The sequence below is a fragment of the Acinetobacter sp. YH12134 genome, from assembly GCF_013418555.1.
GTDB lineage: Bacteria > Pseudomonadota > Gammaproteobacteria > Pseudomonadales > Moraxellaceae > Acinetobacter > Acinetobacter indicus.
Genome location: NZ_VPBT01000004.1, coordinates 1 through 24,236, shown reverse-complemented (window position 1 = coordinate 24,236; position 24,236 = coordinate 1). Strand labels below are relative to the sequence as shown.

The following is a 24,236-nucleotide window of genomic DNA, read 5'->3' as shown; positions in this document are numbered from 1 at the left end:
CTATTATATTTAATACCTAGATATTTTGTTAAATATAGTTATGATGTCCGTTAAAAGATTTGTAATGAGTAGTGGTGAGCGATTTGCTGTTCTTTTGGATAGTGATGGTGTTCCAATGACTTATCCAAATTTATATACGATCATTAATTTAAGAAATCGTGGTCAATCAATTAATACAATTTCAGCTATCTTGGAAGATATTAAATTGCTCTTTCGGTTGTTAGATCAATTAGAAATTGACTTGGAGCAAAGAATAAAAAGTAAAGACTTTCTGGAAATAAATGAAATTGAGGCTATAGCAAATTTAGCAAGTTTTACCCGTAGTCGACTAAATAGGATGGCTTCAAATAAAAAAGTTGTAAATTTTCCCAAAATTAATAATCAAGAGCGATCTAGAGCAAAATTGGTTATTACTCAGGATTATGTATCTAAACAATTAATATATAGGCGGTTAACTAATTTTGCTGAATATATTGGGTGGCTAGAGATATATTTTCATTCATCAGTAATAACAAGCACAAAAAATTTATTAACATCTCGTAGGCCTTGTAAGCCCATGGATAGTCAGTCTGAATATGAGTCCTTTGATGATGAGCAGGTAGATAAAATTTTAAAGGCGGTTAATCCTGATAATCAGAATCGTATTTGGATTTCAGATTACATAGTTTATAGAAATGAGCTGATTATCTATTTGTTTTTATACTTAGGATGTCGTAAAGGAGAATTATTAAATTTAAAAATTACAGATATAACCCCTCCTCAAGCGGGTACACCTTATCTGACTATTAGACGTAATCCTCATGATGATAGTGATCCTCGGTTATATCAACCTTTGGTAAAGACTAGAAGTCGATCAATTGCACTCAACCAGAATCTAAAGAAAAAATTGGATATCTATATTCTAAATCATAGATCGACAGTGCCTAATGCAGAGTTAACAGACTTTTTGATCTTATCAAATAATGGACAGCCGCTTTCAATTAATGCACTGGACAAAATTTTTTCAGAAATTTCTGAAGTCGTTTTATTCAATGTGCATGCACATGCATTTAGGCATACATGGAATGATAAATATACAGATAAAGTTCAAAATTTAATTCAATCTGGAAAAATAACGGAAGATCAAGCTGAGAGAGATCGAGCGTATCTGATGGGTTGGATACCAAATTCAGAAAGTGCTAGAAGATATTCTAGACGTGCAGAAAATAGGCGGGCTATGGAAGTAGGTTTAAGTATCCAAGAAAAATTTGAGGATGACAGTGAATAAGTCACTTTTAATAGATAGTCTCGGTATATCACAAAATACCTTTAGCTCATTCAAAGGGTATGAGTTTAATATCTATAATGAAACATGGATTTTAGACATTAATGTCACTTTGAATTTAACATATTTGAAACGACTGAAAGAGGATGTACGGCATGATGTTATATTTACACTAACTAATTTTGCTCGATATTCCTCAAGTTTTCATACTGCTAATATGAGTAAATATATAGCGAAATATATTGAGATCAGTGGAGAGGATCATTTTTCAATCGAAGGTCTTTTAAATTATAAAAATTTTTATTCGTCCAAAAAAGAAGAATATAAAGTAGCTATGCTACGAGTTTTTTTGAAAAAACTCTACAATTTAGGATACTCTTCAGTAGATGACGAAATCTATGATTTAATGGATTCATGGAAATTAACTGGAAATGAAAAAGGTACAGCTGTTCTTTCTCTTGATCCAGATGAAGGTCCATTTAGTCCATTTGAATTCCAAGCAATTATTACTAGAACCAACGAATATTTAGCAGAAAATAGGATTTCTTATTATGAGGCTGCTTTAATTCGTGTTTTTTGTGCGACAGGTAGACGACCAATACAAATTGCTGGGTTAAAAGTAAAAGACTTATATGAGACCGATAAGTATAAGTTTAAGGATGAAAAAAAAGTTCATGTACTCAATATTCCAAAAGCTAAAATAAGAGGTGCTAGTGGATTTCGTTATGCTTTTCGTGAAGTAGGAATTCGTGAAAGTATCGTACAAATATTGTTTGAGCATACTCGAATTTTAAAGCAGAAATTAAGCAAAGAAATAAAACGAGAGCTATCTGAACAAGAGTTTGCAGAGCTACCGCTATTTTATGATTTTGAGAAATTGGTTAATTTGGATTGGGAAAATCGGCATGAAATTTCAGAAATTTTGCCAAAAGAAATTATTCATTTGCCTACGGTTGAATTAACCCAAATATTGAAAGGGGCGGTAAGAAAGCTTGGTGTTCGGTCAAGGGAAACAGGTAAGCCAATATTTGTTACTTCTTATAGGTTTCGTTATACGCTCGGTACAAATGCTGCTAGACAAAAAGCAGGCGTGATTGTCATCGCAAATTTATTAGATCATCATGATACCCAAAATGCACATTGCTATGTACAAAGTGTGCCAGAAATTGCACAGCAAATATCATCCATCATGGACGAGAGTTTACGCAAATATGCAGATGCTTTTCAGGGGAAAGTTGTAAAGGATGAGATTGAGGCTCAATCACAAATTGAAGATGCTAATCGAATTTCTTGTGTAGAGCAGGATTGTGATGTTGGCTCATGTGGTACACATCAATACTGTAACGATTATGCACCAATCGCATGTTATCTGTGTAGTAAATTTATGCCTTGGGCAAATGCACCCCATCATCTTATTTTAAAACAATTAATGAAAGAACGAGATGACCTAATAACAATGGGGTGTAGTCTTGAAGTTGCTGCCGTGAATGACCGAACAATTATTGCCATTCAGCAAGTCATTGATGCTTGTAAGGAGTTTAATCATGGATAATTTGATTTATTTTCCATCTGACAGAATCCAAACTCCTGACTCTGAAATTAAGCGGTTTATTGATTTTGTTAAGCAGTTATCAGAATTAAATGAAGATATTAGATTTGAAGACCATTATTGGAAAGGCGAAGTAAACTTTGTCAAAATGGGTATTTCATCCAAAGATAGATTACCCGAAAATCTTTTACATCATTCAATTCTAGAATTTGCAAAGGCGTATGTTAAGTATCAAAGAATTAATAGCAAGTTAAAAACTCAAGACACAATTCTTTCAATTCGGGCAATAGAGCAAATATTCTTAGACCGAAATAGTGAAGTTGATTTAACTAAATTGGTTATTGCTGATTTTGACTTGGCTGCTGAAAATGCTAAGAAAAATTACAAAGCAAGCTCTGCTTATCATGTAGGAAGACAATTAAAAATTCTTTTGGATTTTCTACGCCAAATAAAGGTATTAGCTTTGCCAGAGTGGAAAAATCCACTTAAAAAACCTGCTGATAAATCGATTGTGCTAGATGAGGAGTCAGAGGAACATAGAGAGTCTAAACTTCCTGATGAGGATGCGATTTTTGCATTAGCTGATATTTTCTCGCGGAAAGATTCAGAACTGTCAGATAGAGATATTTTTGTCACCAGTGCTGTGGGTTTGCTTCTAGCTGCGCCAGAACGAGCATCAGAGCTATTTTTCTTAAAGCAGAATTGTATCCACCAGGAAGAAGCCCAAACGCTTTCTAAGAGCAGTTTAGGGCTTACAGTAGATGGTTCTAATAGTGAAACTGTATTTGGTATTAGATGGTATGCGCAGAAAAATTTTGGGTACGATATTAAATATATTCCAGGGGTCATGATCCCAACTGTTCAATTAGCAATTAAACGATTAAAAAAAATTTCTGAAAAAGCAAGACTATTTGCATCTCTGTTAGAAAATAGTGATAAGTTTCCTCGACATGAATTATGTCCAGAAGTCTCTGATGAGCAACTGTTAACAAAAAAACAAGTATTGCAAGCGCTAGGTTTTGATGAGTCAAATTATTCGGATACAACAACAGCTAGAACTTCAGGCAATCAATTCTTGGCAGTAAGAGGTTTAGAAAGAAAGAATAATATATATAGTTTGAATGATTTGAATGAATTGATAAGAAGTCGCTTACCTGAAGGCTTCCCATATGTACCGTTTCAAGTGGGTGCTGGCATAGAAATAAAATGGTCTGAAGCGCTTTTCTGTTGCTTTGCAAATCAATTTCATACCCAAAAGCCAACAGTAACTACTGAGCTATGGATGCCACATATTAATACTTTAAATGAAGGCTTATCTTCCACCAAAAAAAAGAAGAAAGGACGTCATGAGTTAGCAAATGTTCAATCTATTTTCCAACGATGGGGATATGGTGACTACAGTGTGACTACACATCAATTTAGGCATCTTCTCAATACGATAGCAAATACCAATGGAATGGATAGCATGTTACTCGCTAAATGGTCAGGGCGGGCTGATATGAAGCAAAATCGAGTATATGACCATACTTCGGTTGAAGATCGTAATTTTAGCTTAATTGAGATGCAGAAAAACGAGGTTGGTACAGTAGATACTGATAGTACATATACATTCCAGATCGCTACACCTCGAACTCTACAAGAGTTAAATACCAAAACAACATTGTCCATGCACACTACCGAGTTTGGACTTTGTACACATTCTTATATTGATGAACCCTGCCTAAAATATAGAAACTGTCTTAATTGTACAGAGCATGTCTGTATTAAGGGGGATGATGAAAAGAAAAAACGGCTTCAAGATCGACTTAGAAAAGAAAAAATCTTATGGGCTAAGGATAAGGAGGCTGTTAGTAAAAATGTTACTGGTTCAACGGTCTGGTTGCACACTAGAGAGCTTACTATTAAACGTTGTGAACAGTTGATAGCCCTACTTGATGATCCAAACATTCTTGATGGAACGCCTTTAAGTTTGCCGCCTTCGGAACATGTGACACATCTTGATTTAGCGTATCAAAAAGCAGGTCGTAAACGTATCCCCATTATTGAGAATACTCAACGTAAAAAGCTTGAAGAGCAGTCAGGTTTACATGATTCTTTATCATTGGATTTATGGAGCTAATATGGCACAGCATCTAACAGATCAGAATGTACAAGATATTGTTGAAATTCTTGATTATTGGTCGCCAAATGAAAAGTTAACGTGGGAGAAGTTATGCAAAGCAATTGAAGTACAACTAGAGATTGTGCCTGCACCAACTCGCCAAACCCTACAAAAATTTGCAAAAATTAAGAACGCTTATGATCTAGGAAAAAAATCTCCAGCAGCATTAGAAATTTTAAAAGCAAAACAGCAAAAACTCCCTGCTAGTCTGAAAATCGCTCAAACTAAAATTGAGGCTTTGGAGGCCAAGAATGCTAGATTGGAAAAAGAAAACGCTATGTTGTTGGAACAGTTTGTGGTGTGGCAATACAATGCCCATAAGTATGGGCTCAGCATTGCTAAATTGAATGAGCCAATGAGCAAAAAAAGTTCGGATTGATTAACAATCGAAGAGCTAAATGAGTCCTTAGTTCAGAAGCAATAGTAAAGTTAAAGAACCAAAATAAACTGGATCTTTAACTTTCAATAGGATAGATAATGCTTTTTAGAGCATGTTGGTATGCTTTCAACTCAATTATTTCGGACTTACAATTATTTCTAACATATAAAATTTTCTTTTTCATGCTTGGGAAATTAATTTCCAATTGTTTGTAAGCCTCTATTTGTTTTTCAAGGAAAGAAATTTTAAAACTTATTCTAGTTTCTTCTAGTCTCATTTTCGATAAATCTTCACTTTCATTGTTTATGCCTCTAAATATATTAATTTTCTTTGTCTCACTAAATAAAGAAAAGCGAGAGTTTTCATGGTTAACTTTTTTTTCTAAAAAACCTAATTCAACAAGTTTTCGAAGTATTCGATACATTCTTTGACGGTTAAAGCGATTACGTTCCTTTGTTGAAAGTGAGAGTGCAATCCAAAAGTCATTAGTAGTCCGGTAATCCCCCCTAAAAATAATAGGATCTAAAAGTAGAATTTTCTCTTAAGATACGAGCAGGAGATTCTGCATGAAAACATCTAAATTTACTGACAGTCAGATCATGTCCATCTTGAAACAGGCAGAATCTGGCACACCTGTAGCGACCCTTTGCCGTGAACACGGCATGAGTAATGCTACCTTTTATAAATGGCGTGCCAAATATGGTGGTATGGATACATCATTAATGGCTCGACTGAAAGAGCTAGAAGCCGAAAATACCAGACTTAAAAAGATGTATGCGGAAGAGCGATTAAAGGCCGAAATCATCCAGGAAGCGATGGCAATGAGCAGCACTGCTGCGCAAGGGTAAAGCCATCTTGCCGGCGTAAGATGGCACAACAGGCAGTTGCCCAGCATGCCATTAGTATTCGTTTGGCTTGTAAAGCATTTGGCATTAGTGAAACCTGCTACCGCTATCAAGCCAAACTCAGCGATGACAATGCACTCATTGCTGAACAGCTCATTGAACTCACTGAGGAAAATTCCGATTGGGGCTTTGGTTTGTGCTTCTCGTATTTACGGCATGTTGAGAGTTGCTGCTGGAATCACAAGCGGGTTTACCGCATTTACTGTGAGTTGGCACTGAATCTGCGTATTAAACCGAGAAGAAGACTAAAACGGCATGCGCCTGAACCATTGAAGGAACCAATCCGAGAAAATCAGGTTTGGTCATTAGATTTTATGCATGATCAGCTTTCCGATGGTCGCAAGTTTCGATTATTGAATGTGATTGATGATTACCGCCGCGAAGGCCTAGCCATTGAAGCAGGGTTCTCATTGCCCACAATCAGGGTTATTCGTACGTTGAATCAATTGCTGGAGTGGAGAGAAAAACCGTTAGTGATCCGATGCGATAATGGTCCTAAATTTATCAGTCACGAATTTGTGCGCTGGGCGACTGAGCACGGTATTCGTATTGAATATATTCAACCGGGTAAGCCACAGCAGAATGCGTATATTGAACGCTATAATCGGACCATACGTTATAGTTGGCTGAGCAAGCATTTATTTGATACTTTGGATGAAGTACAAGATTATGCAACAAACTGGTTGTGGCATTACAACCATGAAAGACCACACCAAGCAAACAAAGGAAGGCCACCTCTAATGGCTGCTTAACCTCTACTTTTAACTTCGGTTATTTATGGGAGGATTACCTTTAATAAAGCTTTCTTGCAATATATAAGCAGCTGCTTTAGCGATATCACGCTCAGATGTTGGTTTTTTAGTTGGCATATCAAAAACTCTCATAAGTGATAATTTTAAGCATGTTTTTAACCACTGCATAAAAATAGACCAAAAATTAAGCTTTTTTAGTTTTACAGATTCGAAAATAAATAGTAATAATTCATGAATAGTAGCCGAAGCTACCATTCATGAATCCAAATCATACTATTTTAAAAAACTAATTCGATGCCTGCACCATATTTCCATCCCTTTTCAGACTCTGTTGCCTCTTGCATAGAAGTGGCTTTCTGTCCTTTTTCATATTGGTAAGCAACATCAATGAAAGGTTTAATTCGCTTAGTAATCTCATATCGGGTTTTGATACCAGTTTTTAGTTCTGATAAACCTGATTTTGCAGCATAGTTAGAATCATCGCTAAATATTACATCTGCTTCGATATAAGGTTGAGTAATAAGTTTCTGAGTTAAAAGCAAATCACGTTCTAATTCAAAACTTGCTCCCCAAAAATTATTCTCACCGCCATAAAGATATGCTTGTGTTTCAAAGAAATAAGGAGCTAGACCTAATATACCAATAACCCCATCCACTCGATCGCTGCTGCTGTTATTTTTATCTTCACTATATCTTACCCCAGCTTGTACATCCCAAAATGGGGCTACGTTACGGCTATAAAGTGCTGATACAGCATATTCTGGATCATTACTTTCTGACTTTTCCGAATTGGCTTCAATAAATAGACGATTTTCATCTGTCCCAATCAAAGTTTCAAACTTCGTTCCTAGTGTACCCTTACCATCTTCATCAACTATCCATGCATTTTCAAGTTTTGTTGCTTGATAAATTTGTCCGCCATGTTCTTTAAGATGATCATCATGAGATGGGGCTGATCTCTTTCTTGCGGTCAGAATAATATTATCTCCCCCATTTGCATTTTCCATTGAATAATATTCTGGATACAATTCTTGGGGGCTATATCTTAAGCCACCAGACTCCTGTAATAAGACTCTCATACCATTTGTAATATTACTTTCTTGTTCCGAAGTGCTGCTATTAGCAAAAGTTAAGTTTGATATACTTATTAATGCAATTGATAAGACTGTTTTTGAGAAGAAATTCTTAGTGATTTGCATGTGGATTTACTCCCTTCTCATTTATTGGGGGCTGAGCAACAATATTTTTTGAAACACTATCTTTGTCTACTTGGGCTACAATGAGTTTATTCATCATTCCTGCACTCATATGGTAAAGCAGGTGACAATGAATAGCCCACTCACCTAACTCATCAGCTGTGAGTAGAGTGGTTATCGTTTTCCCAGGTGGAACAATTACCGTATGTTTGTTTGGCATATTGCTTGGATCCTGACCATTCTCAAGCTGCATAAACATGCCATGTAAGTGCATTGGGTGAGCCATCATACTGTCATTGACAAATTTTAAGCGAATACGTTCACCATACTTCACCACTAGTGGGTCGGCTTCATTAAATTTTTTACCATTTATTGTCCAAATATAACGCTCCATGTTTCCACCAAGACGGATCTCTATTTCACGTTCAGCTGCACGAGTGTCTTTTTGAGGATCTAACGATTGCAAATCACTATATTGCAATGCTTTATTACCTTCAGGTGTTGAAGCATTTGCCCATCCAAATACGGTATTATCATTCTTGTCTGAAGCCGCCTTAACAGTAGCGCTATTCATCGGCATATCATGATTCATACCTTTCATAGAAGACATATCGTGATTCATGCCTTTCATAGAAGACATATCATGATTCATATCTTTCATTGAAGACATATCATGATCCATACCTTTCATAGAAGACATATCGTGATTCATGCCTTTCATAGAAGACATATCATGATCCATACCTTTCATAGATGACATGTCATGGCTCATCCCCATATCTTCCATAGTTAATAAAGCACGAGGGCGAGATTTAGGCATCTCAATTTGTTTGACTGCTGGGCTGCTTTCTTCATGTAATGTTCCCACTGAAAAACCGGTACGATCAATAGATTCAGCTTCAATTTGGTAATGTGCTTGTTTTGGTTCCACAATGACATCATAGGTTTCAGCAGTACCAATACGGAACTCATCTACAGGAACGGGCTTTACAGGTTGACCATCAGCACTGACTACAGTCATTTTTAGGTTTGGAATGCGTACATCAAAGAATGACATAGCGGAAGCATTAATAAAACGAAGGCGAACTTTTTCACCAGCTTTGAAGTTACCGGTCCAGTTTTGCTGAGGTGTTTTGCCATTCATTAAAAATGTATAACCAGTCACATCGGACATATCTGTTTTCAACATCCGCATCCGATTCCACATAGAGCGGTCTTGCCAAGTTGCCTTTAATCCATCACGTTTAACTTGTTTTAATACATCGAATACTGTTTCGCGACGGTTCTGATAGTAATCTGCTTCTTTTTTAAGATTTTTCATAATTTGATCACTTGTTGAATTATGAAAATCAGAAAGCAAAACAACGTAATCTTTATCGGTTTTTTCAGCAGCTGTTAGTGGAGTTTTATCTTTAGGATAAATAACAAAAGCACCATATAAACCGTCTTGTTCTTGTCCTTTACTATGTGAATGATACCAATAAGTACCATTTTGGCGGACTTTAAACTTATATTCATAAGTTTTATTAGGGGCAATGCCATTAAATTTGTTAAATCCAGGTACACCATCCATAATTCCAGGTAATAATAAGCCATGCCAATGGATTGAAGAGTCCTGATTTTTTAACTTATTGTGAACACGGATAACGGCCTCATCACCTTCTTCAAATTCAAGAAGTGGTGCAACGAATTTACCATTTACAGTAATTCTCTCAACTGGTTTTCCTGTGATATTTACAGTTTGTTCAGCGATTGTTAAATCATATTCTTTAACTGCCGCCATTACCCAAGTTGATGAAAATAAACCAACTCCAATTAAGAGTATATGACTTAACTTTTTTGACATTCTATCTCACCTTTAGAAAGGTCAAGATTGAAGTAATAAAGCAAATATTTAGTATAAACTTTAATACTTCTTTCTCGCTATTTATAAAATTATTTATTGCTACCAGGCATATTCATCTTTGAATGATCCATTTTAGAATGGTCCATATTCATCATAGAATGATCCATTTTTGACATGTCAGATGAGTTAGGAGACTGATGTTGACTATGATCTTGCTGAGTCTTGTCATCTTTTTCCATTTTACAAGGTTTTGTACAAGGTTCCTGTGCTTTTACCGTTTTAGTGGCACTTGAGGTTGATACATCTTTTGCCCAAGATTGAGTACCAGCAATTAAAGTTCCAGCACACATTAAAATTGTTAGACTACGACGCACTACAGTTTTCATAAGTTTCTCTAAAAGTTAATTTCTTGCTACTACAATAAAGTGAAGCACTGAACATCTAAGTGACTTGAAAATGACATTTTTGTAATCTATCTCGATCAGATGTTTTATAACGTTATTATAGTTTTAATGAATAACTTAGGATTCTGAGATGAGAATACTATTAGTTGAAGATGAACAAAAAACTGGTGATTATCTCAAGCAAGGTTTATCCGAAGCTGGCTATATTACGGACTGGGTTACAGATGGGTTAACGGGTAAACATCAAGCTCTTTCTGAAGAGTATGACTTAATTATTTTAGACGTGATGTTACCTGGACTAAATGGTTGGAATATTATCAATGATATTCGTAGCAGCGGTAAAACAATGCCCATTCTTTTTCTTACCGCCCGAGATCAAATCGAAGATCGAGTAAAAGGATTAGAGCTAGGCGCTGATGATTATTTAGTTAAGCCTTTTGCTTTTGCAGAGCTTCTAGCTCGAATAAAAACGCTCCTTAGACGAGGGCAACAAAGAGAAGATAATAATATTATTAAGATTGCTGATTTAGAACTTGATTTGAGAAAACGTCGGGTAACACGAGCAGGTCAACGCATTGATCTGACGGCTAAAGAATTTGCGCTTATGGAGCTTTTTATGCGTAGAAGAGGTGAAATTCTACCAAGAGCACTTATTGCATCTCAAATTTGGGATATGAACTTTGATAGTGATACAAATGTAGTTGAAGTCGCTATTAAACGATTAAGAAATAAAGTAGATAGTAATTTTACCCCTAAGTTAATTCAGAATATTCGAGGAATGGGGTATGTATTAGAGGTAGAAGATGAATAATAAATTATTCAAATCTATTAGTTTTCGTATTGGTATTATTTTCTCATTATCGACTATATGCATTCTCATTATGATGGGGTTTTTCATCCATAAATTAGTGATGCATCATTTTGAAACGCAAGATCGTACCCAATTAGAAGGTAAAATCCAGCTTATTCAGAATCTTCTCCAACAGCATCCTAAAAATTCTCCAGAACTTGATCTATATTTGAAAGATGCTTTAGTTGGACACCATGATCTTATGGTCCAAATAGAACGACCGGCAGGTCAGATTTTATTTAGTTCAACACCTTCAATCATTAATACTCAACAGTTAATCAAGTCAGCAAATAACCCTTGGATTAAATGGAAAATTAAGAATAAGACCTATCGTGGCATGATCTACAACACGGATTTAAACAAAAATACTGAAATACAATCTGTACGCATTATTGTGGGGATCGATACATCTGAACATCTACATTTTTTAAATGATTTTAAGCGTCAACTTTTTTACATTGGTTTAGCCGGTACGATTTGTTTAATGTTTTTAGGCTGGTTTGCAACCTGGAGAGGTTTAAGACCCGTGCAAAAAATGGCTAAGGTCGCAGAAGGCATTTCTGCCCAACATCTTTCAGAACGTTTAGAAGTTGAGCACACACCAACAGAACTAAAATCATTAGCAATTGCCTTCAATGATATGCTCGACAGACTAGAATCAGCTTTAGAAAGGCTTTCCGATTTTTCATCTGATTTAGCGCATGAAATTAGAACACCGATTAATAACTTAATGACTCAAACTCAAGTATGTCTTGCCCGTAAACGAGATACCAGTACCTATCAAGAAGTACTATTTTCTAATTTAGAAGAATTAGAACGTTTGGCTCGAATGGTATCCGATATGCTTTTCTTGGCAAAAGCAGAACATGGCCTAAAATTACAGAACTTACAGAATATTGACCTGGTTAAAGAAGTTACAGCCTTATTTGATTTCTATGATGCGCTAGCTGCCGAAAAAAATATGACGCTTCAACAAACAGGATCTGGAAATGTCAAAGGTGATCCTGCTATGTTACGTCGAGCACTCAGCAATCTATTATCTAATGCAGTTAAATATGGAAATAAGAATTCTACAATACGCATAAAACTTCAACAGAATTTAGATAACACAATATTTTCAATTGAAAATGAAGGCCCTGAAATCTCTCCTGAACAACTATCCAGGTTATTTGATCGATTTTATCGAACAGATGCATCTAGACAAAGAACAGAAGAAGGAACCGGCTTAGGGCTCGCGATAACAAAATCTATTCTTGATATGCTTGGGGCGACCATCCAGGCTGAATCCCTCAATGGTCGAATCATTTTTACCATTGTTTTTCAAAGTGAATCCATGCAAGGGGAATCATTTTAACTCATTTTTTGAACATCTTCCATTTACCCGAGTTGACCTTACATAAAGCTCAAACTGAGAGCCAGAGCTACGCCAGCACCTATCATGGCAATTGTGTAGCCAAATATGATAGCTCGGCCAAACTGTGCCCCCCTGTCATCCATGCAATTGTCGCTTTGCTTAACATGTTGCTCAGTGTGGCCAGCCCTAGCGCGACAGCAGCCACATTTGTTGTTAAGCCTTCAGTACTATGCAGGCGGGCAAGTGAGACTAAAATAGCATCTACGTCTGCTAGCCCAGAAATAGTCGATAATACGAAGATGCCGCTGGTGCCCAACCATTGTTTTGCTGCCGGGACCAAGACTGCCATGACAGCCAGGAAAGCAGCGAAGCTGAATGCTGTCCCAAGATCAAAAGGAGCCATTGCTTCTATTGTTCGATCGTTGTTTTCAGCGCTGGTAATTTGGCGTTGTCTCCACAATGCCATACCCAGCAGAAGGATTCCCGCAATCATCATTGCACCACCAAAAGTGCTTAGCAATGCTGGCTCAATGACGCCTATCAGCACAACCATACGAAAAAACATGATGCCACAGGCAGCCAATGTTCCAGAAATAGCAGCACTGACCATGACGGGGTGCTGGCGTGTATAGCGTGCCAGTGCGACAGTTGCAGCTGTAGAAGATGCCAAACCACCCAATAGACCTGTCCAGAATATGCCTCTTTCTGAACCGGTAAGCCGCATGGCAAAATGACCTGCCAGAGAGAGTCCGGCAATCAGGATCACTGCCCACCATAACTGGTAAGGATTTAATGCAGCAAAAGGTCCCAGACCCGTATTGGGTAAGTAGGGTAATATAACGACAGAAAGTACCAGCAACTGCAGGGATGCGGTTAATTCACGATGCTCTATCAAGCGTAGCCAACCGTGTAAGGTTGGCTTGAGATCCAAAAATACAGCGACGATTACAGCCGCGGTTAATGCTAAAGTAACATTACCATGGGATGCATATGCACCTAAAACTAATGTCAACAGCATCGCGATCGTCGTGGTAGCGCTTAGATTACCGGAAAGTTTTGCGGTACGCGCGTAGGACACTGTTAATAATAAGGAAAGCCCTAATACGGCCGCGACCAGCGGCCAAGGCCCGAAGTTTGGTTGTAAATGACCGAGCACTCCTCCGAGGAATCCTGTCAATGTGAAGGTACGTAGGCCTGCTACTCGGCTGCCCTCGGGCAATTCACGATCGTGCCATCCTCGTTCTAAACCAATGAGCAGGCCGATGGCAAGTGCTGCAATAAGACCTGGTACATCTGGTGGAAGAAAAGAACTCTCTATCATAACTTTTTATTTCGCAGGCGAAGGGCATTCGTGATGACTGAAGCTGAACTCAAACTCATAGCCAAGGCGGCAATCATCGGTGACAACAACCAACCGGTAAATGGATATAGTACGCCAGCCGCGATAGGGATACCCAAAGCATTGTAAAGGAAAGCAAACATGAGGTTCTGTTTCATGTTGCCAACAGTAGCTTCCGAAAGTGAACGGGCAACCGCGATACCGCGTAAATCTCCCTTGACCAAGGTAACTTGAGCACTATTCATTGCGACATCAGTTCCGGTCCCCATAGCGATACCGACATCAGCCTTGGCTAGTGCTGGTGCATCATTGATTCCATCGCCGGCCATTGCCACGATGCGACCTTCCTTCTGCAATTTGCTGACCAGTTCTAGTTTATCTGCGGGTTTAACTTCACCATGTACCTCATCAATGCCTAGACGTGCTGCGACTGAACGGGCAGTGGTGAGACCATCTCCTGTTGCCATCACGATACGTAGACCCGCTTCCTTCAGGGTGGCAAGTGCTTCTGGGGTACTTTTTTTGATGGGATCGGATACTGCAAGCAGACCGGCCAATTCACCATTGATGGCTAGATGCATCACACTTGCACCTTCCGAACGCAGCTCTTCGGCTTGCGGAATCAGAGATTGTACCGAGATACCCAATTGCTCCATCAGTGCTGTGTTGCCCAAAGCTAACTGACGATCGCCCACTTGACCTCGAACACCAATCCCTGAGCCCGATTCAAAATTATCTGGTGTTTCAAGAGACAGGCCACGTTCGTGTGCTGCGTTTACAATCGCTTCGGCTAGCGGGTGTTCACTGCCTTGATCAAGACTGGCGGCTAAACGTAATACTTCAGATTCGTCAAAACCTGATGCGGCAACTACACGATCGAATACAGGGCGTCCTTCAGTTAACGTACCTGTTTTATCGATGATTAGTGTGTCAATCTTGCGTAGATTCTCAATGGCTGCTGCATCACGGAACAGTACACCATGAGTAGCACCTTGACCCGTCGCAACCATGATAGACATTGGAGTTGCCAAGCCTAGTGCACAAGGACAGGCAATAATGAGTACTGCCACAGCATTGATTAATGCATAAACCCAGCTTGATTCTTCTGGGCCGAATAGTCCCCATCCAAAGAAGGTAAGCAAGGCAATGATCACTACAGCCATGACGAACCAACCTGCTACCTGATCAGCCATACGTTGCATTGGTGCTCTCGATCGTTGAGCTTGCGCCACCATCTGTACGATCTGGGATAACATGGTACTTGAACCAATTTTCTCTGAACGCATGATCAATGAACCATTGGTATTCAGGGTAGCTCCAATGACTTTATCGCCGATACGTTTAGTGATAGGTAAAGGTTCACCTGTCAGCATCGATTCATCCACTGAACTACTTCCTTCAGTGATTACACCATCCACAGGCACTTTTTCACCTGGGCGAATTCTGAGTAAATCTCCTACATGGACATGCGTTAGAGGAACATCTTCTTCAGTTCCATCAGGCAGGATTCGGCGAGCTGTTTTAGGAGCGAGCCCAAGGAGTGACTTAATTGCAGCAGAAGTTTGCGAACGTGCTTTTAACTCCAATATTTGTCCCAGTAGGGTCAATGAAATGATGACCGCTGAAGCTTCAAAGTAAACAGCGACACGACCCATGGAAATAAATGAGTCTGGGAAGATTTGCGGTGCAATGGTTGCGACCACACTATAAATAAATGCAGCTCCAGTGCCCAAACCAATCAGCGTCCACATGTTCGGGTTGCGATTCACAACCGATTGCCAACCCCGGGAAAAAAATGGCCAACCTGCCCAAAGTACAATTGGGAGTGACAACACCAGTTCAATCCAGCTCTGAACAGCCATATTGAACAGGTTCATTTGATGACCAAACATCGCCAAAAAAGTCACGATGATGGTCAATGGCAGTGTCCACCAGAAGCGTCGGCGGAAATCACGTAACTCCGGATTCTCATCTTCCTCTAATTCAGGAATGAGTGGCTCCAGTGTCATTCCGCATTTAGGACAGTTTCCAGGATGATCTTGCCTGATTTCTGGATGCATTGGGCATGTATAGATGGTCGTACCTGTTGTGCTTGCCGCATTAACGTGTTGAACAGTCTGATGATGCTGTGTATGTGCATCGGCAGTCGTCGTTGCGGGTTTAGCGATATATTGCACCGGGCTGCTATGAAACTTTGATTGACATTTATCACTGCAAAAAAAGTAAGTTTTCCCCTTAAATTCCTCATGGTATTTCGATTCTTCAGTGACGGTCATACCACAGACTGGGTCTTTCAGTACGTCTGTTGTAGCCTGTGCCATATGGTCCTGGTTATGATTTTTTTGATCTGACATAAATAATTCTCCTATGGTAAAGTGGTTTTATGGCCGAATTTTGGAATAAATCTTGGAGTCTGTTGAGCATAGCTGTCATAGACAGTACCAAACTGTTTACTCATCTCAGCCTCTTCCGTGATTGCTAGGCGCCCATACATAATCAGTAAGATCGGAAACATAATCAGTGTCAGTAAAGTTGGCCATTGCAATAAAAAACCCAGCAAGATCATTACAAAAGCTACGTATTGCGGGTGGCGTATGCGCGCATAGGGTCCGCTTACTGCCAATTGGTGATGACGTTGTGCGTGGTACAACACCTGCCATGCTTTTGATAGTAAATAGAAACCATAGCCCAAAAAAATATAACTCGCGATGTGCAGAATGCCAAAATGTGGATCACCCTTTTCACCCAGTAGCGTTGACCATAAGTGACCTGAGTTATGCGACAGCAAATCAAGTTCAGGAAAGCGAGTTTGTAGCCAGCCTGACAACAGGTAAATGGTTAAAGGGAAACCATACATCTCGACAAACAATGCAATGATGAAAGCAGAGAAAGCGCTAAAAGTACGCCAGTCTCGTGCTGTGGCGGGTTTAAAAAAACTGAAGGCAAACATAATGAAAATTGCCGAATTTATGATGACGAGCCACCACAGACCATAGGCCGATTCCGCATGATTCATGAGGGGTCTCCTGGTTCGCGTGATTTTTTATTATCTGATGTGTCTGGATTTTTCTGTTGATGATGGTGATGTCCATGACCACCATGCATAAAAATATGCATGAGTGGGGCATGCTAAAAGGAGTAAAAAGGGTAAAACACCAACGACATGGGCCAAATGCTCGGTTAAGAGAAAATAGGCTGCCACACCACCAATCACGAATAGGCCGATGGCATAACGTGTAGACCAAAAGTTAGGTACTGAATTATGTTCTTGAGGTTGATGGTTCATGGTGCTTCCCTCTCTAATTCATGGGTAATTATTTAGTTGTGGAGGGAGGCATACAGTCCATCATCATCTGCATCATGGATTGCATCATGTCCATACGTTTTTCCATCATTTGCTGACGGTCAGCCATATTTGCATTCATGCTTTGGCCGCTCATCTGTTTCATCATGCTCATACCTCCTTGCATGAGTTTCATGTGCTCAGCCATAAGTTTTTGACGTTCTTGAGGGTTTTTTGCAGCCATCATCTTTGCATGCATGGCTTGCATTGCTTTCATGTGCTGGTCCATTGCAGCCATTTTATCTGTAGCAGTGGTGCTGGTAACTGTTTGCTTAATTGTTACTGCAGATGGTGCTGTTTTTTCAGGGTGGTGATCTTTGTGTTCATCGGATTGCTGTGCAAATGTATTCAATGACGCGGCTGCGATACATAAGCCCAAAAAAATGTTTTTGAATTTCATCATAATTTTTTCCTTTAAATAATTTGGAAGTAAAAGCTATGTTTTAGTACTGAACAGAGTCTAGGAATTTGACTACTAAACTGATGAAATTTTTGGTTATTCTCTGTCTCTCTTAAAAATTTTAGCACTATTAATTAATTATTTTTTAAAAATGACAAAAATGTAATTTTGAGATCTTCTCGAAATATATAGTCTATGCTGAGATGACAAAAATTTTATTTAATATTAATCTTTTAAAACTATTAAAGTTGTTATGATTTTATGTGCTTAAAAAAATAAAAATGAAATGATTAGATGACTCCAAGGCTAGTTAGAGACACATTCTTAATGTAATTTACACTGTTATTCCTTTAAAGAAAAAATACAGTTGATCAAAATAGTTTTTTATAGAAAAAAGGGTGGATAATTTAATTATTAAACTTATTGGTATATTTATTAGATAGAAGGGGCTTTGTTGCACAAAGATTTCATAACTATATGATTTTAGAAGTTTTGATTATTTTTTTGATTCAAAATTAAATTTATTTAAATCAGATGCTTACATATTTATGCAACAAAGCCGATAGAAGGTAAAGAAGATTATTTTTAATATTAGGGTTTATAATCCAAATTTCAGAGTAAGGAATCTACTACTTATATAATAGAGATTCCATCTCCAAAACAGTACTACTGTATGAATGAGTTGTATTCAATGCAGGGAAGAATGTAGATCCTTAATACTAACGGAAAATTATTTTACTGAATTTTCATGTAAAGACTCATTTAATTGATCAATCACTGTCGTCCATTCACCATCAGAGTGTAGTTTTTCTTCTAAAAAATGACGTTGAGCATCAGTCCAAAAAATTGCTTGTGTTAAAAAAACATCTCCAGCTAGCTGATGGCTCTCTATGAATTTTGCAATTGCTTCTTCAGTAGAAGCTAAACCAAGCTGTTCAAATAATTTGGTCATTCTTGGACGTGTTTGAGTCATGTGCTTAGCCCACAAATTTATATTAGATCAAATTAAACATAACATGTTTATATTTAAAATAAAATATAAAAAATTAAATAGCTACTATTTTCTTAGACAAAATGATTACTACATTTCATAAATCAACCACCTACATAATTTGTTTGTTAAATGATCATTATTTTTCAATAAGATTATTTTAATAGTTAAAGATTTTAAATTTTAAAAATGACAAAAATGTAATTTTGAAGTCATCGCTCTGTTTCTGTCTCTCACTAATAATTGAAATATAAGAGGAGATGATGTGGTCTCATTAAATATAGATTTTATAAAGTCATCTCTAATGAACTAACGAATCAAGAGGAAACGTAAATGAAATTATTTCAAAATAAAATGACTGCTCTACGTAATGTTGTAGTAGCTGCAACGATGATTGTGGCTACTACAACTACGTTCGCTCATGTGAGTTTAGTGAGTGCGATTCCTGCGGAAAATGCATCTATCCTTAGTCAACCAAAGAACTTGACCCTTAACTTTGGTGCAGAGGTTATGTTGATGAATATTAAGTTACTGGATGCTCAGCGAAGAGATGTTCCTTTAAAATATAAAGTTACTCATGACTTAAAGAAATCCTTTGATGTCGCTCTTCCGAAACTGAAAAAAGGTAAATATACCGTTGTCTGGACAACAATGGGGAAAGATGGTCACAACATGAATGGTGAATATAGTTTCACTATTAAATCAACTAAATAAGAATTGATTACCTTTCAACATGTCAGTGAGGTGCTGGCATGTTGTTCTAGAATGGACAAAAATAATGATTTCTGAATATTGGATGTGGGCCACTTGGTTAACTAAGGTTATTTTATATTTAAGTGTAGCTTTTGTCGTTGGTGGGGCCTTTTGCTATTTTTTACTTAGACAATATCTTGAACTAAAAGAATCGATTCTTAAATATATTACAATTGGCGCTGGATTAGGCCTAATTTCCAGTACCTTGGGATTTTTTATTCTGATTGGTAGTTTTGCCAATACTGGTATTACAGGGATGGTGGACCCCACGTATATTAATATATTGGTTAATACTCCGACGGGGTATATATACGTTCTTCGTTCTATTAGTTTTGCTCTTTTACTTCTTCTCATGGTGGTTAAAGTTAACAGGAACAAAGGTCAGTTTTCTATAATTGAAAGTTCAATATTTTGTATTTTACTTATCCCGATTATTTTTAGTTTTTCCCAGCTCGGACATGTCGCTAATTTAACCTTACTTACTCAAATTTTATTATCAATCCATATTCTAGTTATGTCGTTATGGATGGGGTCTTTATATCCGTTATGGAAAACCAGCCGGGAAATAAGTGGTTTACCTTTAAAAGATCGCATGCATGTATTTGGACGTATTGCTGCTTTCATTGTTGGGATATTAATCGCCTGTGGCGCTAGTGTAGCTCTTCTTTTAATTAAAGATTTTAATACCTTAATCAATACTGCATATGGCTATGGTTTCATGGTTAAAATGTTTTTTGTTATAGGTATTCTACTTTTAGCTGCCTTCAACAAATGGTATTTCACCCCGCGTCTTCAACATCCTAAATTCGCTAAACACCTTAGTCATGCCATTTTATTTGAGATGTTATTAGGTCTATCAATTCTATTAACAACAGGCTATATAACCACTGTCGTGGGTATTGAATAAGAGAATTTCAAAATAAGGGAATTGAGGAAATTTAACATTACTGCATTTATCTTTTGTAGCTGAGCAATAAAGTTTCTACTGGACTGCCAACTTACGACAATCAGAACAGTAAAATCGCATCATGAGGCATTATACATAAAGGTAGTCACCGGTTTTTAGCTTATCTTCAACCCATAACGGTCTCATCTATTCAGTTCACTACCATTGATTGAAATAACTAATCTTATAAATTTCAGAGTGATCGTAGATGACAAAAATGTCATTTTAAAGTCACATTAATGTTGGTTAAGTACTTTTACTGTAGTCATTAGAACACTCTTCTTTGGAATACTCTGAAGAAAACTGTAAGGTTGTAAACAGACCAAGTTACAGCGAGTAACTGATTCAGAAAAAGGCTGGTTGTATGGTGAAAGTTTAGAGTTACTGTTCTAATGTTTTAAACAAATGTTTTGTTAAAAGGAGCAACATATGAAATTTCACATCGCTAATATGACTTGTGGTGGTTGTGCACGCGGCATTACTACCGCAATTAAAGAGCTCGACTCGAATGCCTCACTCGATATTGATTTACAAAACCGTATTGTTGAAATCAACACAACGGTGAGTCAGGATCAAGTCATTGCCACTCTCAGTGAGCGTGGATTTACAGCTGATCCTGCTTAATCTCTGTTAGAGTAACAGTGGGAATTCCTTACCACTTTTACTCTCTCTTATTTTCCTCATCGTACAGATAAAACCTGTACTTGCTTGAAATAAAAGTAATCCCTGAATTCCCCCTAATCTTGGTTCGAGCTGATCTTCGCATATAGAACTCAGCATATCTAAATGATAGAGATCGTATATGAGTACCGAAATGACTGATACGCCACACTACAGTGAAACATTAGAGATTGAGGGGATGACATGTGCTTCTTGTGTAGGCCGGGTGGAAAAAGCTTTAAAATCTGTTGAGGGTGTTGAATCGGCTCATGTAAATCTGGCTACCGAAAAAGCAGTCATTTATGCGCATCAACCACTTGATCGCGCTACTTTAATTAAAGCCGTAGAAAAAGCAGGCTACGAAGTGGAAGCGCTGCAACCAATAGAGCTTACGATTGAGGGTATGTCATGTGCTTCTTGTGTAGGTCGAGTAGAAAAGGCCTTAAAATCTGTTGAGGGTGTGGAATCAGCTCATGTAAATCTGGCTACTGAAAAAGCGACTATTCAGGCAAGCTCATCTGTCACTCGTGACTCGTTAATTCAGGCTGTCACCAAAGCAGGGTTTGAAGCAAAGTCAGTTCATCAAACTACGGAAAGCTTTCAAGATAAAAAAAATATTGAATTAGAAAAACTTAAAAAAGATTTAATTTTGTCAGTCTTATTGACTCTACCCGTTTTTATTTTAGAAATGGGATCACACCTGATTCCCGCCTTTCATACGTTTATGATGGATAACATTGGCCAACAAAATAGCTGGTTAATGCAATTTTTCTTGACCACAGTAGCATTAATTTTTCCAGGCCGACGCTTCTTTAAAAAGGGCATCCCAAGTTTATTCCGCTTAGCACCAGACATGAATTCCTTGGTGGCTGTAGGAACATTGGCTGCTTATCTTTATTCAGTGGTTGCTACTTTCTTTCCAAGTGTCCTGCCACAAGGCACGGTCAATGTTTATTATGAAGCTGCAGCGGTTATTATCACTTTAATTCTATTAGGTAGATTTTTTGAAGCCAAGGCAAAAGGCCGAACGTCTTTAGCAATTCAACATCTAGTTGGAATGCAGCCTAAAGTTGCCAGAATACAGCTCAATAATCAGGTGATAGAAGTTCCGATTGCCGAAGTTCAAACAGGAACGATTGTAGAGATTAGACCAGGCGAGCGTATCCCTGTCGATGGTGAAGTTATTCACGGCCAAAGTTTTATTGATGAATCCATGATTACTGGCGAGCCTATGCCCGTTGAAAAAACGATAGGCTCTACTGTGGTAGGAGGAACAATTAACCAAAGTGGCAGCTTAAATATCAAAGCCACCTCTGTTGGTAGTTCATCAGTGCTTTCTCAAATCATCCGAATGGTTGAACAGGCACAGGGTTCCAAGCTGCCTATTCAGGCATTGGTTGATAAAATTACCATGTGGTTTGTACCTGTAGTAATGGGTCTCTCTCTTTTAACTTTTATTACTTGGTTTATCTTCGGCCCTGAGCCCGCCCTAACGTTTAGCTTAGTTAATGCAGTTGCGGTACTCATTATTGCATGTCCTTGTGCAATGGGACTTGCAACGCCTACATCAATCATGGTGGGAACTGGGCGTGGTGCTGAAATGGGTGTTTTATTCCGTAAAGGGGAAGCTTTGCAGCTGCTCAAAGAAACTAAAGTGGTTGCTGTTGATAAAACAGGGACCCTGACTGAAGGGAAACCAATTTTAACCGATCTGCATGTCTTAGAAGGGTTTGAATACAATGCCGTACTTTCACTTATGGCAGCCGTTGAATCAAAGTCTGAGCATCCTATTGCTCGAGCAATTGTACAAGCCGCTATAGATAAGGAATTAATCCTGTCTCCTGTTGCTGATTTCAAGTCAGTCACGGGCTATGGAATAGAAGCAACGGTGTCTGAACATTTGGTTCATATTGGTGCAGATCGATATATGGAAAAACTAGGTTTGAATCCTAATGTTTTTTCTCAATTTTCGGATCGTTTGGGAGAAGAAGGAAAAACCCCTCTCTATGTTGCGATTGACCAGAAACTTGCTGCCATTATTGCTGTAGCAGATCCAATTAAAGAATCAACATTTGCTGCAATTGAAGCGTTACATCAGTTAGGTTTAAAGGTTGCCATGATTACAGGTGATAACCGTCATACAGCTCAAGCGATTGCAAAAAAACTAGGTATTGATGAGGTTATTGCAGAAGTCTTACCAGAAGGTAAAATAGAGGCCGTTAAAAAATTAAAAAATCAATATGGTAAACTCGCATATGTTGGAGATGGCATTAATGATGCCCCTGCACTTGCAGAAGCAGATATTGCTTTAGCGATAGGTACAGGTACAGACGTAGCTATTGAAGCTGCTGATGTGGTTTTGATGTCTGGCAACCTGAAAGGAGTGCCGAATGCTATCGCTTTAAGCAAAGCGACTATAACCAATATTCGTGAAAATTTATTTTGGGCATTTGTTTACAATGCAGCTCTGATTCCTATTGCAGCAGGTGTACTTTATCCGCAATTTGGACTGCTACTTTCTCCTGTATTTGCTGCTGGTGCAATGGCTCTCTCGTCAATATTTGTACTAGGAAATGCTTTACGATTAAAACGTTTTAAAGCCCCCCTTGCAATTATTTAACCATTTTTTATATACATTTAAAGTTTTGTTGGCTTTACTTTATATATTTGGAAATAGTCTAAGCCATGTTGGCTTTTATTAAATATCATACAGTTGATATTCTAATTATTTGAGAGGGATTAAGATGAAAAGAATTTTATTAATATGCTTTATAGGCATGTCATTTACCTATGCGAATGCTCATTCTGGGGGAACGAACTCACAGGGTTGTCATACCAACAGTAAAACTGGTGATTACCACTGTCATTAATAGGTGCGCACACAGTTTTTTTATTTAAAAGACTGTGCTTTAAAGTTATAAGTAGCGTTTAACTAAAGCTAAAAATTCATTCAGTTCTTTTTCCTTTATTTCCTCAGTATCACCGAGTACATGTTCTCTAAGATGAAGTTCTATTAACGGCACTGTTGCAAATAGAGATTTGAGTCGATGATGTTCCCTTTAAAAAGTACTTAGAGACCGAAAACCCTGTTGATTAGACACACTTCACCCTGAGGCTGACCATAATAAAATGACGATGCTTGTC

The 24,236-nt window shown here is 38.0% G+C and carries 20 protein-coding genes and 3 pseudogenes; 12 read left to right on the top strand and 11 right to left on the bottom strand.

Annotation, left to right across the window (positions count from 1 at the left end):
• Window positions 1-40: 40 nt before the first annotated feature.
• Genes FTU69_RS04275 through FTU69_RS04260 form a run of 4 tightly spaced genes read left to right on the top strand, consistent with a single transcriptional unit; the run spans window position 41 to window position 5,353 of the window.
• A complete protein-coding gene (locus tag FTU69_RS04275) occupies window positions 41-1,267 on the top strand; it encodes a site-specific integrase (protein ID WP_180103538.1) in 1,227 nt (408 codons plus the stop codon).
• Complete coding sequence (locus tag FTU69_RS04270) at window positions 1,260-2,816, top strand: site-specific integrase (protein ID WP_180103537.1); 1,557 nt, start codon at window positions 1,260-1,262, stop codon at window positions 2,814-2,816. The genes FTU69_RS04275 and FTU69_RS04270 overlap by 8 nt, the downstream gene beginning before the upstream one ends.
• On the top strand, window positions 2,809-4,932 hold the full coding sequence (locus tag FTU69_RS04265; protein ID WP_180103536.1) for an integrase: 2,124 nt from the start codon (window positions 2,809-2,811) through the stop codon (window positions 4,930-4,932). Before FTU69_RS04270 ends, FTU69_RS04265 begins: the two co-directional genes overlap by 8 nt.
• Window position 4,933: 1 nt before the next feature.
• Window positions 4,934-5,353, top strand: coding sequence for a hypothetical protein (locus FTU69_RS04260; RefSeq protein ID WP_104988039.1), 420 nt, complete (start codon window positions 4,934-4,936; stop codon window positions 5,351-5,353).
• A 76-nt stretch (window positions 5,354-5,429) separates the two neighbouring features.
• Here FTU69_RS04260 and FTU69_RS04255 read toward each other — a convergent pair whose 3' ends face one another.
• The gene (locus tag FTU69_RS04255; protein ID WP_257223590.1) at window positions 5,430-5,777 is read right to left on the bottom strand and encodes a hypothetical protein; all 348 of its coding nucleotides are present in this window, start codon (window positions 5,775-5,777) and stop codon (window positions 5,430-5,432) included.
• 142 nt (window positions 5,778-5,919) lie between these two features.
• On the opposite strand from FTU69_RS04255, the pseudogene FTU69_RS04250 reads away from it, so the two are divergent.
• Window positions 5,920-7,010 (top strand): annotated as a pseudogene (locus FTU69_RS04250) (IS3 family transposase).
• Window positions 7,011-7,019: 9 nt separating this feature from the next.
• On the opposite strand, the gene FTU69_RS04245 reads toward FTU69_RS04250, so the two are convergent.
• The 4 genes from FTU69_RS04245 to FTU69_RS04230 form a co-directional block, all read right to left on the bottom strand.
• Window positions 7,020-7,265 carry a hypothetical protein gene (locus tag FTU69_RS04245; RefSeq protein ID WP_180074801.1) on the bottom strand — a complete coding sequence of 82 codons (246 nt, stop codon included), beginning with the start codon at window positions 7,263-7,265 and terminating at the stop codon, window positions 7,020-7,022.
• 23 nt (window positions 7,266-7,288) lie between these two features.
• Window positions 7,289-8,209 carry a copper resistance protein B gene (locus FTU69_RS04240; protein ID WP_104988042.1) on the bottom strand — a complete coding sequence of 307 codons (921 nt, stop codon included), beginning with the start codon at window positions 8,207-8,209 and terminating at the stop codon, window positions 7,289-7,291.
• The gene (locus FTU69_RS04235; protein WP_156189616.1) at window positions 8,196-10,052 is read right to left on the bottom strand and encodes a copper resistance system multicopper oxidase; all 1,857 of its coding nucleotides are present in this window, start codon (window positions 10,050-10,052) and stop codon (window positions 8,196-8,198) included. The genes FTU69_RS04240 and FTU69_RS04235 overlap by 14 nt, the downstream gene beginning before the upstream one ends.
• 89 nt (window positions 10,053-10,141) lie before the next feature.
• Window positions 10,142-10,438, bottom strand: coding sequence for a hypothetical protein (locus FTU69_RS04230; RefSeq protein WP_005006338.1), 297 nt, complete (start codon window positions 10,436-10,438; stop codon window positions 10,142-10,144).
• Between the two features lie 148 nt (window positions 10,439-10,586).
• On the opposite strand from FTU69_RS04230, the gene FTU69_RS04225 reads away from it, so the two are divergent.
• Both FTU69_RS04225 and FTU69_RS04220 read left to right on the top strand, forming a co-directional pair.
• Window positions 10,587-11,267 carry a heavy metal response regulator transcription factor gene (locus tag FTU69_RS04225; protein WP_004679347.1) on the top strand — a complete coding sequence of 227 codons (681 nt, stop codon included), beginning with the start codon at window positions 10,587-10,589 and terminating at the stop codon, window positions 11,265-11,267.
• Window positions 11,260-12,660 (top strand): heavy metal sensor histidine kinase, encoded by a 1,401-nt coding sequence (locus tag FTU69_RS04220; RefSeq protein ID WP_180103535.1) that lies wholly within the window; start codon window positions 11,260-11,262, stop codon window positions 12,658-12,660. Before FTU69_RS04225 ends, FTU69_RS04220 begins: the two co-directional genes overlap by 8 nt.
• 38 nt (window positions 12,661-12,698) lie before the next feature.
• Here FTU69_RS04220 and FTU69_RS04215 read toward each other — a convergent pair.
• The 6 genes and pseudogenes from FTU69_RS04215 to FTU69_RS04190 form a co-directional block, all read right to left on the bottom strand.
• Window positions 12,699-13,981: pseudogene (locus FTU69_RS04215) on the bottom strand (MgtC/SapB family protein).
• Window positions 13,978-16,353, bottom strand: a complete 2,376-nt coding sequence (locus FTU69_RS04210) for a heavy metal translocating P-type ATPase (protein ID WP_180103534.1) — start codon at window positions 16,351-16,353, stop codon at window positions 13,978-13,980. The pseudogene FTU69_RS04215 and the gene FTU69_RS04210 overlap by 4 nt, the downstream one beginning before the upstream one ends.
• 11 nt (window positions 16,354-16,364) lie before the next feature.
• A complete protein-coding gene (locus FTU69_RS04205; RefSeq protein WP_016658846.1) occupies window positions 16,365-17,015 on the bottom strand; it encodes an isoprenylcysteine carboxylmethyltransferase family protein in 651 nt (216 codons plus the stop codon).
• Window positions 17,012-17,285: pseudogene (locus tag FTU69_RS04200) on the bottom strand (DUF2933 domain-containing protein). Before FTU69_RS04200 ends, FTU69_RS04205 begins: the two are co-directional and overlap by 4 nt.
• 28 nt (window positions 17,286-17,313) lie before the next feature.
• Window positions 17,314-17,745 (bottom strand): hypothetical protein, encoded by a 432-nt coding sequence (locus tag FTU69_RS04195; protein ID WP_004681444.1) that lies wholly within the window; start codon window positions 17,743-17,745, stop codon window positions 17,314-17,316.
• A 727-nt stretch (window positions 17,746-18,472) separates the two neighbouring features.
• Window positions 18,473-18,715, bottom strand: coding sequence for a DUF2789 family protein (locus FTU69_RS04190; RefSeq protein ID WP_004281876.1), 243 nt, complete (start codon window positions 18,713-18,715; stop codon window positions 18,473-18,475).
• Between the two features lie 351 nt (window positions 18,716-19,066).
• Here FTU69_RS04190 and FTU69_RS04185 point away from each other — a divergent pair, with 351 nt between their 5' ends.
• The 5 genes from FTU69_RS04185 (at window position 19,067) to FTU69_RS14920 (ending at window position 23,962) form a co-directional block, all read left to right on the top strand.
• Window positions 19,067-19,447 carry a copper resistance protein CopC gene (locus FTU69_RS04185; protein ID WP_004681441.1) on the top strand — a complete coding sequence of 127 codons (381 nt, stop codon included), beginning with the start codon at window positions 19,067-19,069 and terminating at the stop codon, window positions 19,445-19,447.
• A gap of 64 nt (window positions 19,448-19,511) precedes the next feature.
• Entirely contained in the window at window positions 19,512-20,393 is an 882-nt protein-coding gene (locus FTU69_RS04180; protein WP_180103533.1) for a copper resistance D family protein, read from the top strand.
• Window positions 20,394-20,861: 468 nt separating this feature from the next.
• A complete protein-coding gene (locus FTU69_RS04175; protein WP_004281879.1) occupies window positions 20,862-21,056 on the top strand; it encodes a heavy-metal-associated domain-containing protein in 195 nt (64 codons plus the stop codon).
• Between the two features lie 178 nt (window positions 21,057-21,234).
• Window positions 21,235-23,712: a heavy metal translocating P-type ATPase gene (locus FTU69_RS04170; protein ID WP_180103532.1), complete on the top strand. Its 2,478-nt coding sequence runs from the start codon at window positions 21,235-21,237 to the stop codon at window positions 23,710-23,712.
• 124 nt (window positions 23,713-23,836) lie between these two features.
• Window positions 23,837-23,962 (top strand): YHYH domain-containing protein, encoded by a 126-nt coding sequence (locus FTU69_RS14920; RefSeq protein ID WP_094148905.1) that lies wholly within the window; start codon window positions 23,837-23,839, stop codon window positions 23,960-23,962.
• Window positions 23,963-24,236: the final 274 nt, after the last annotated feature.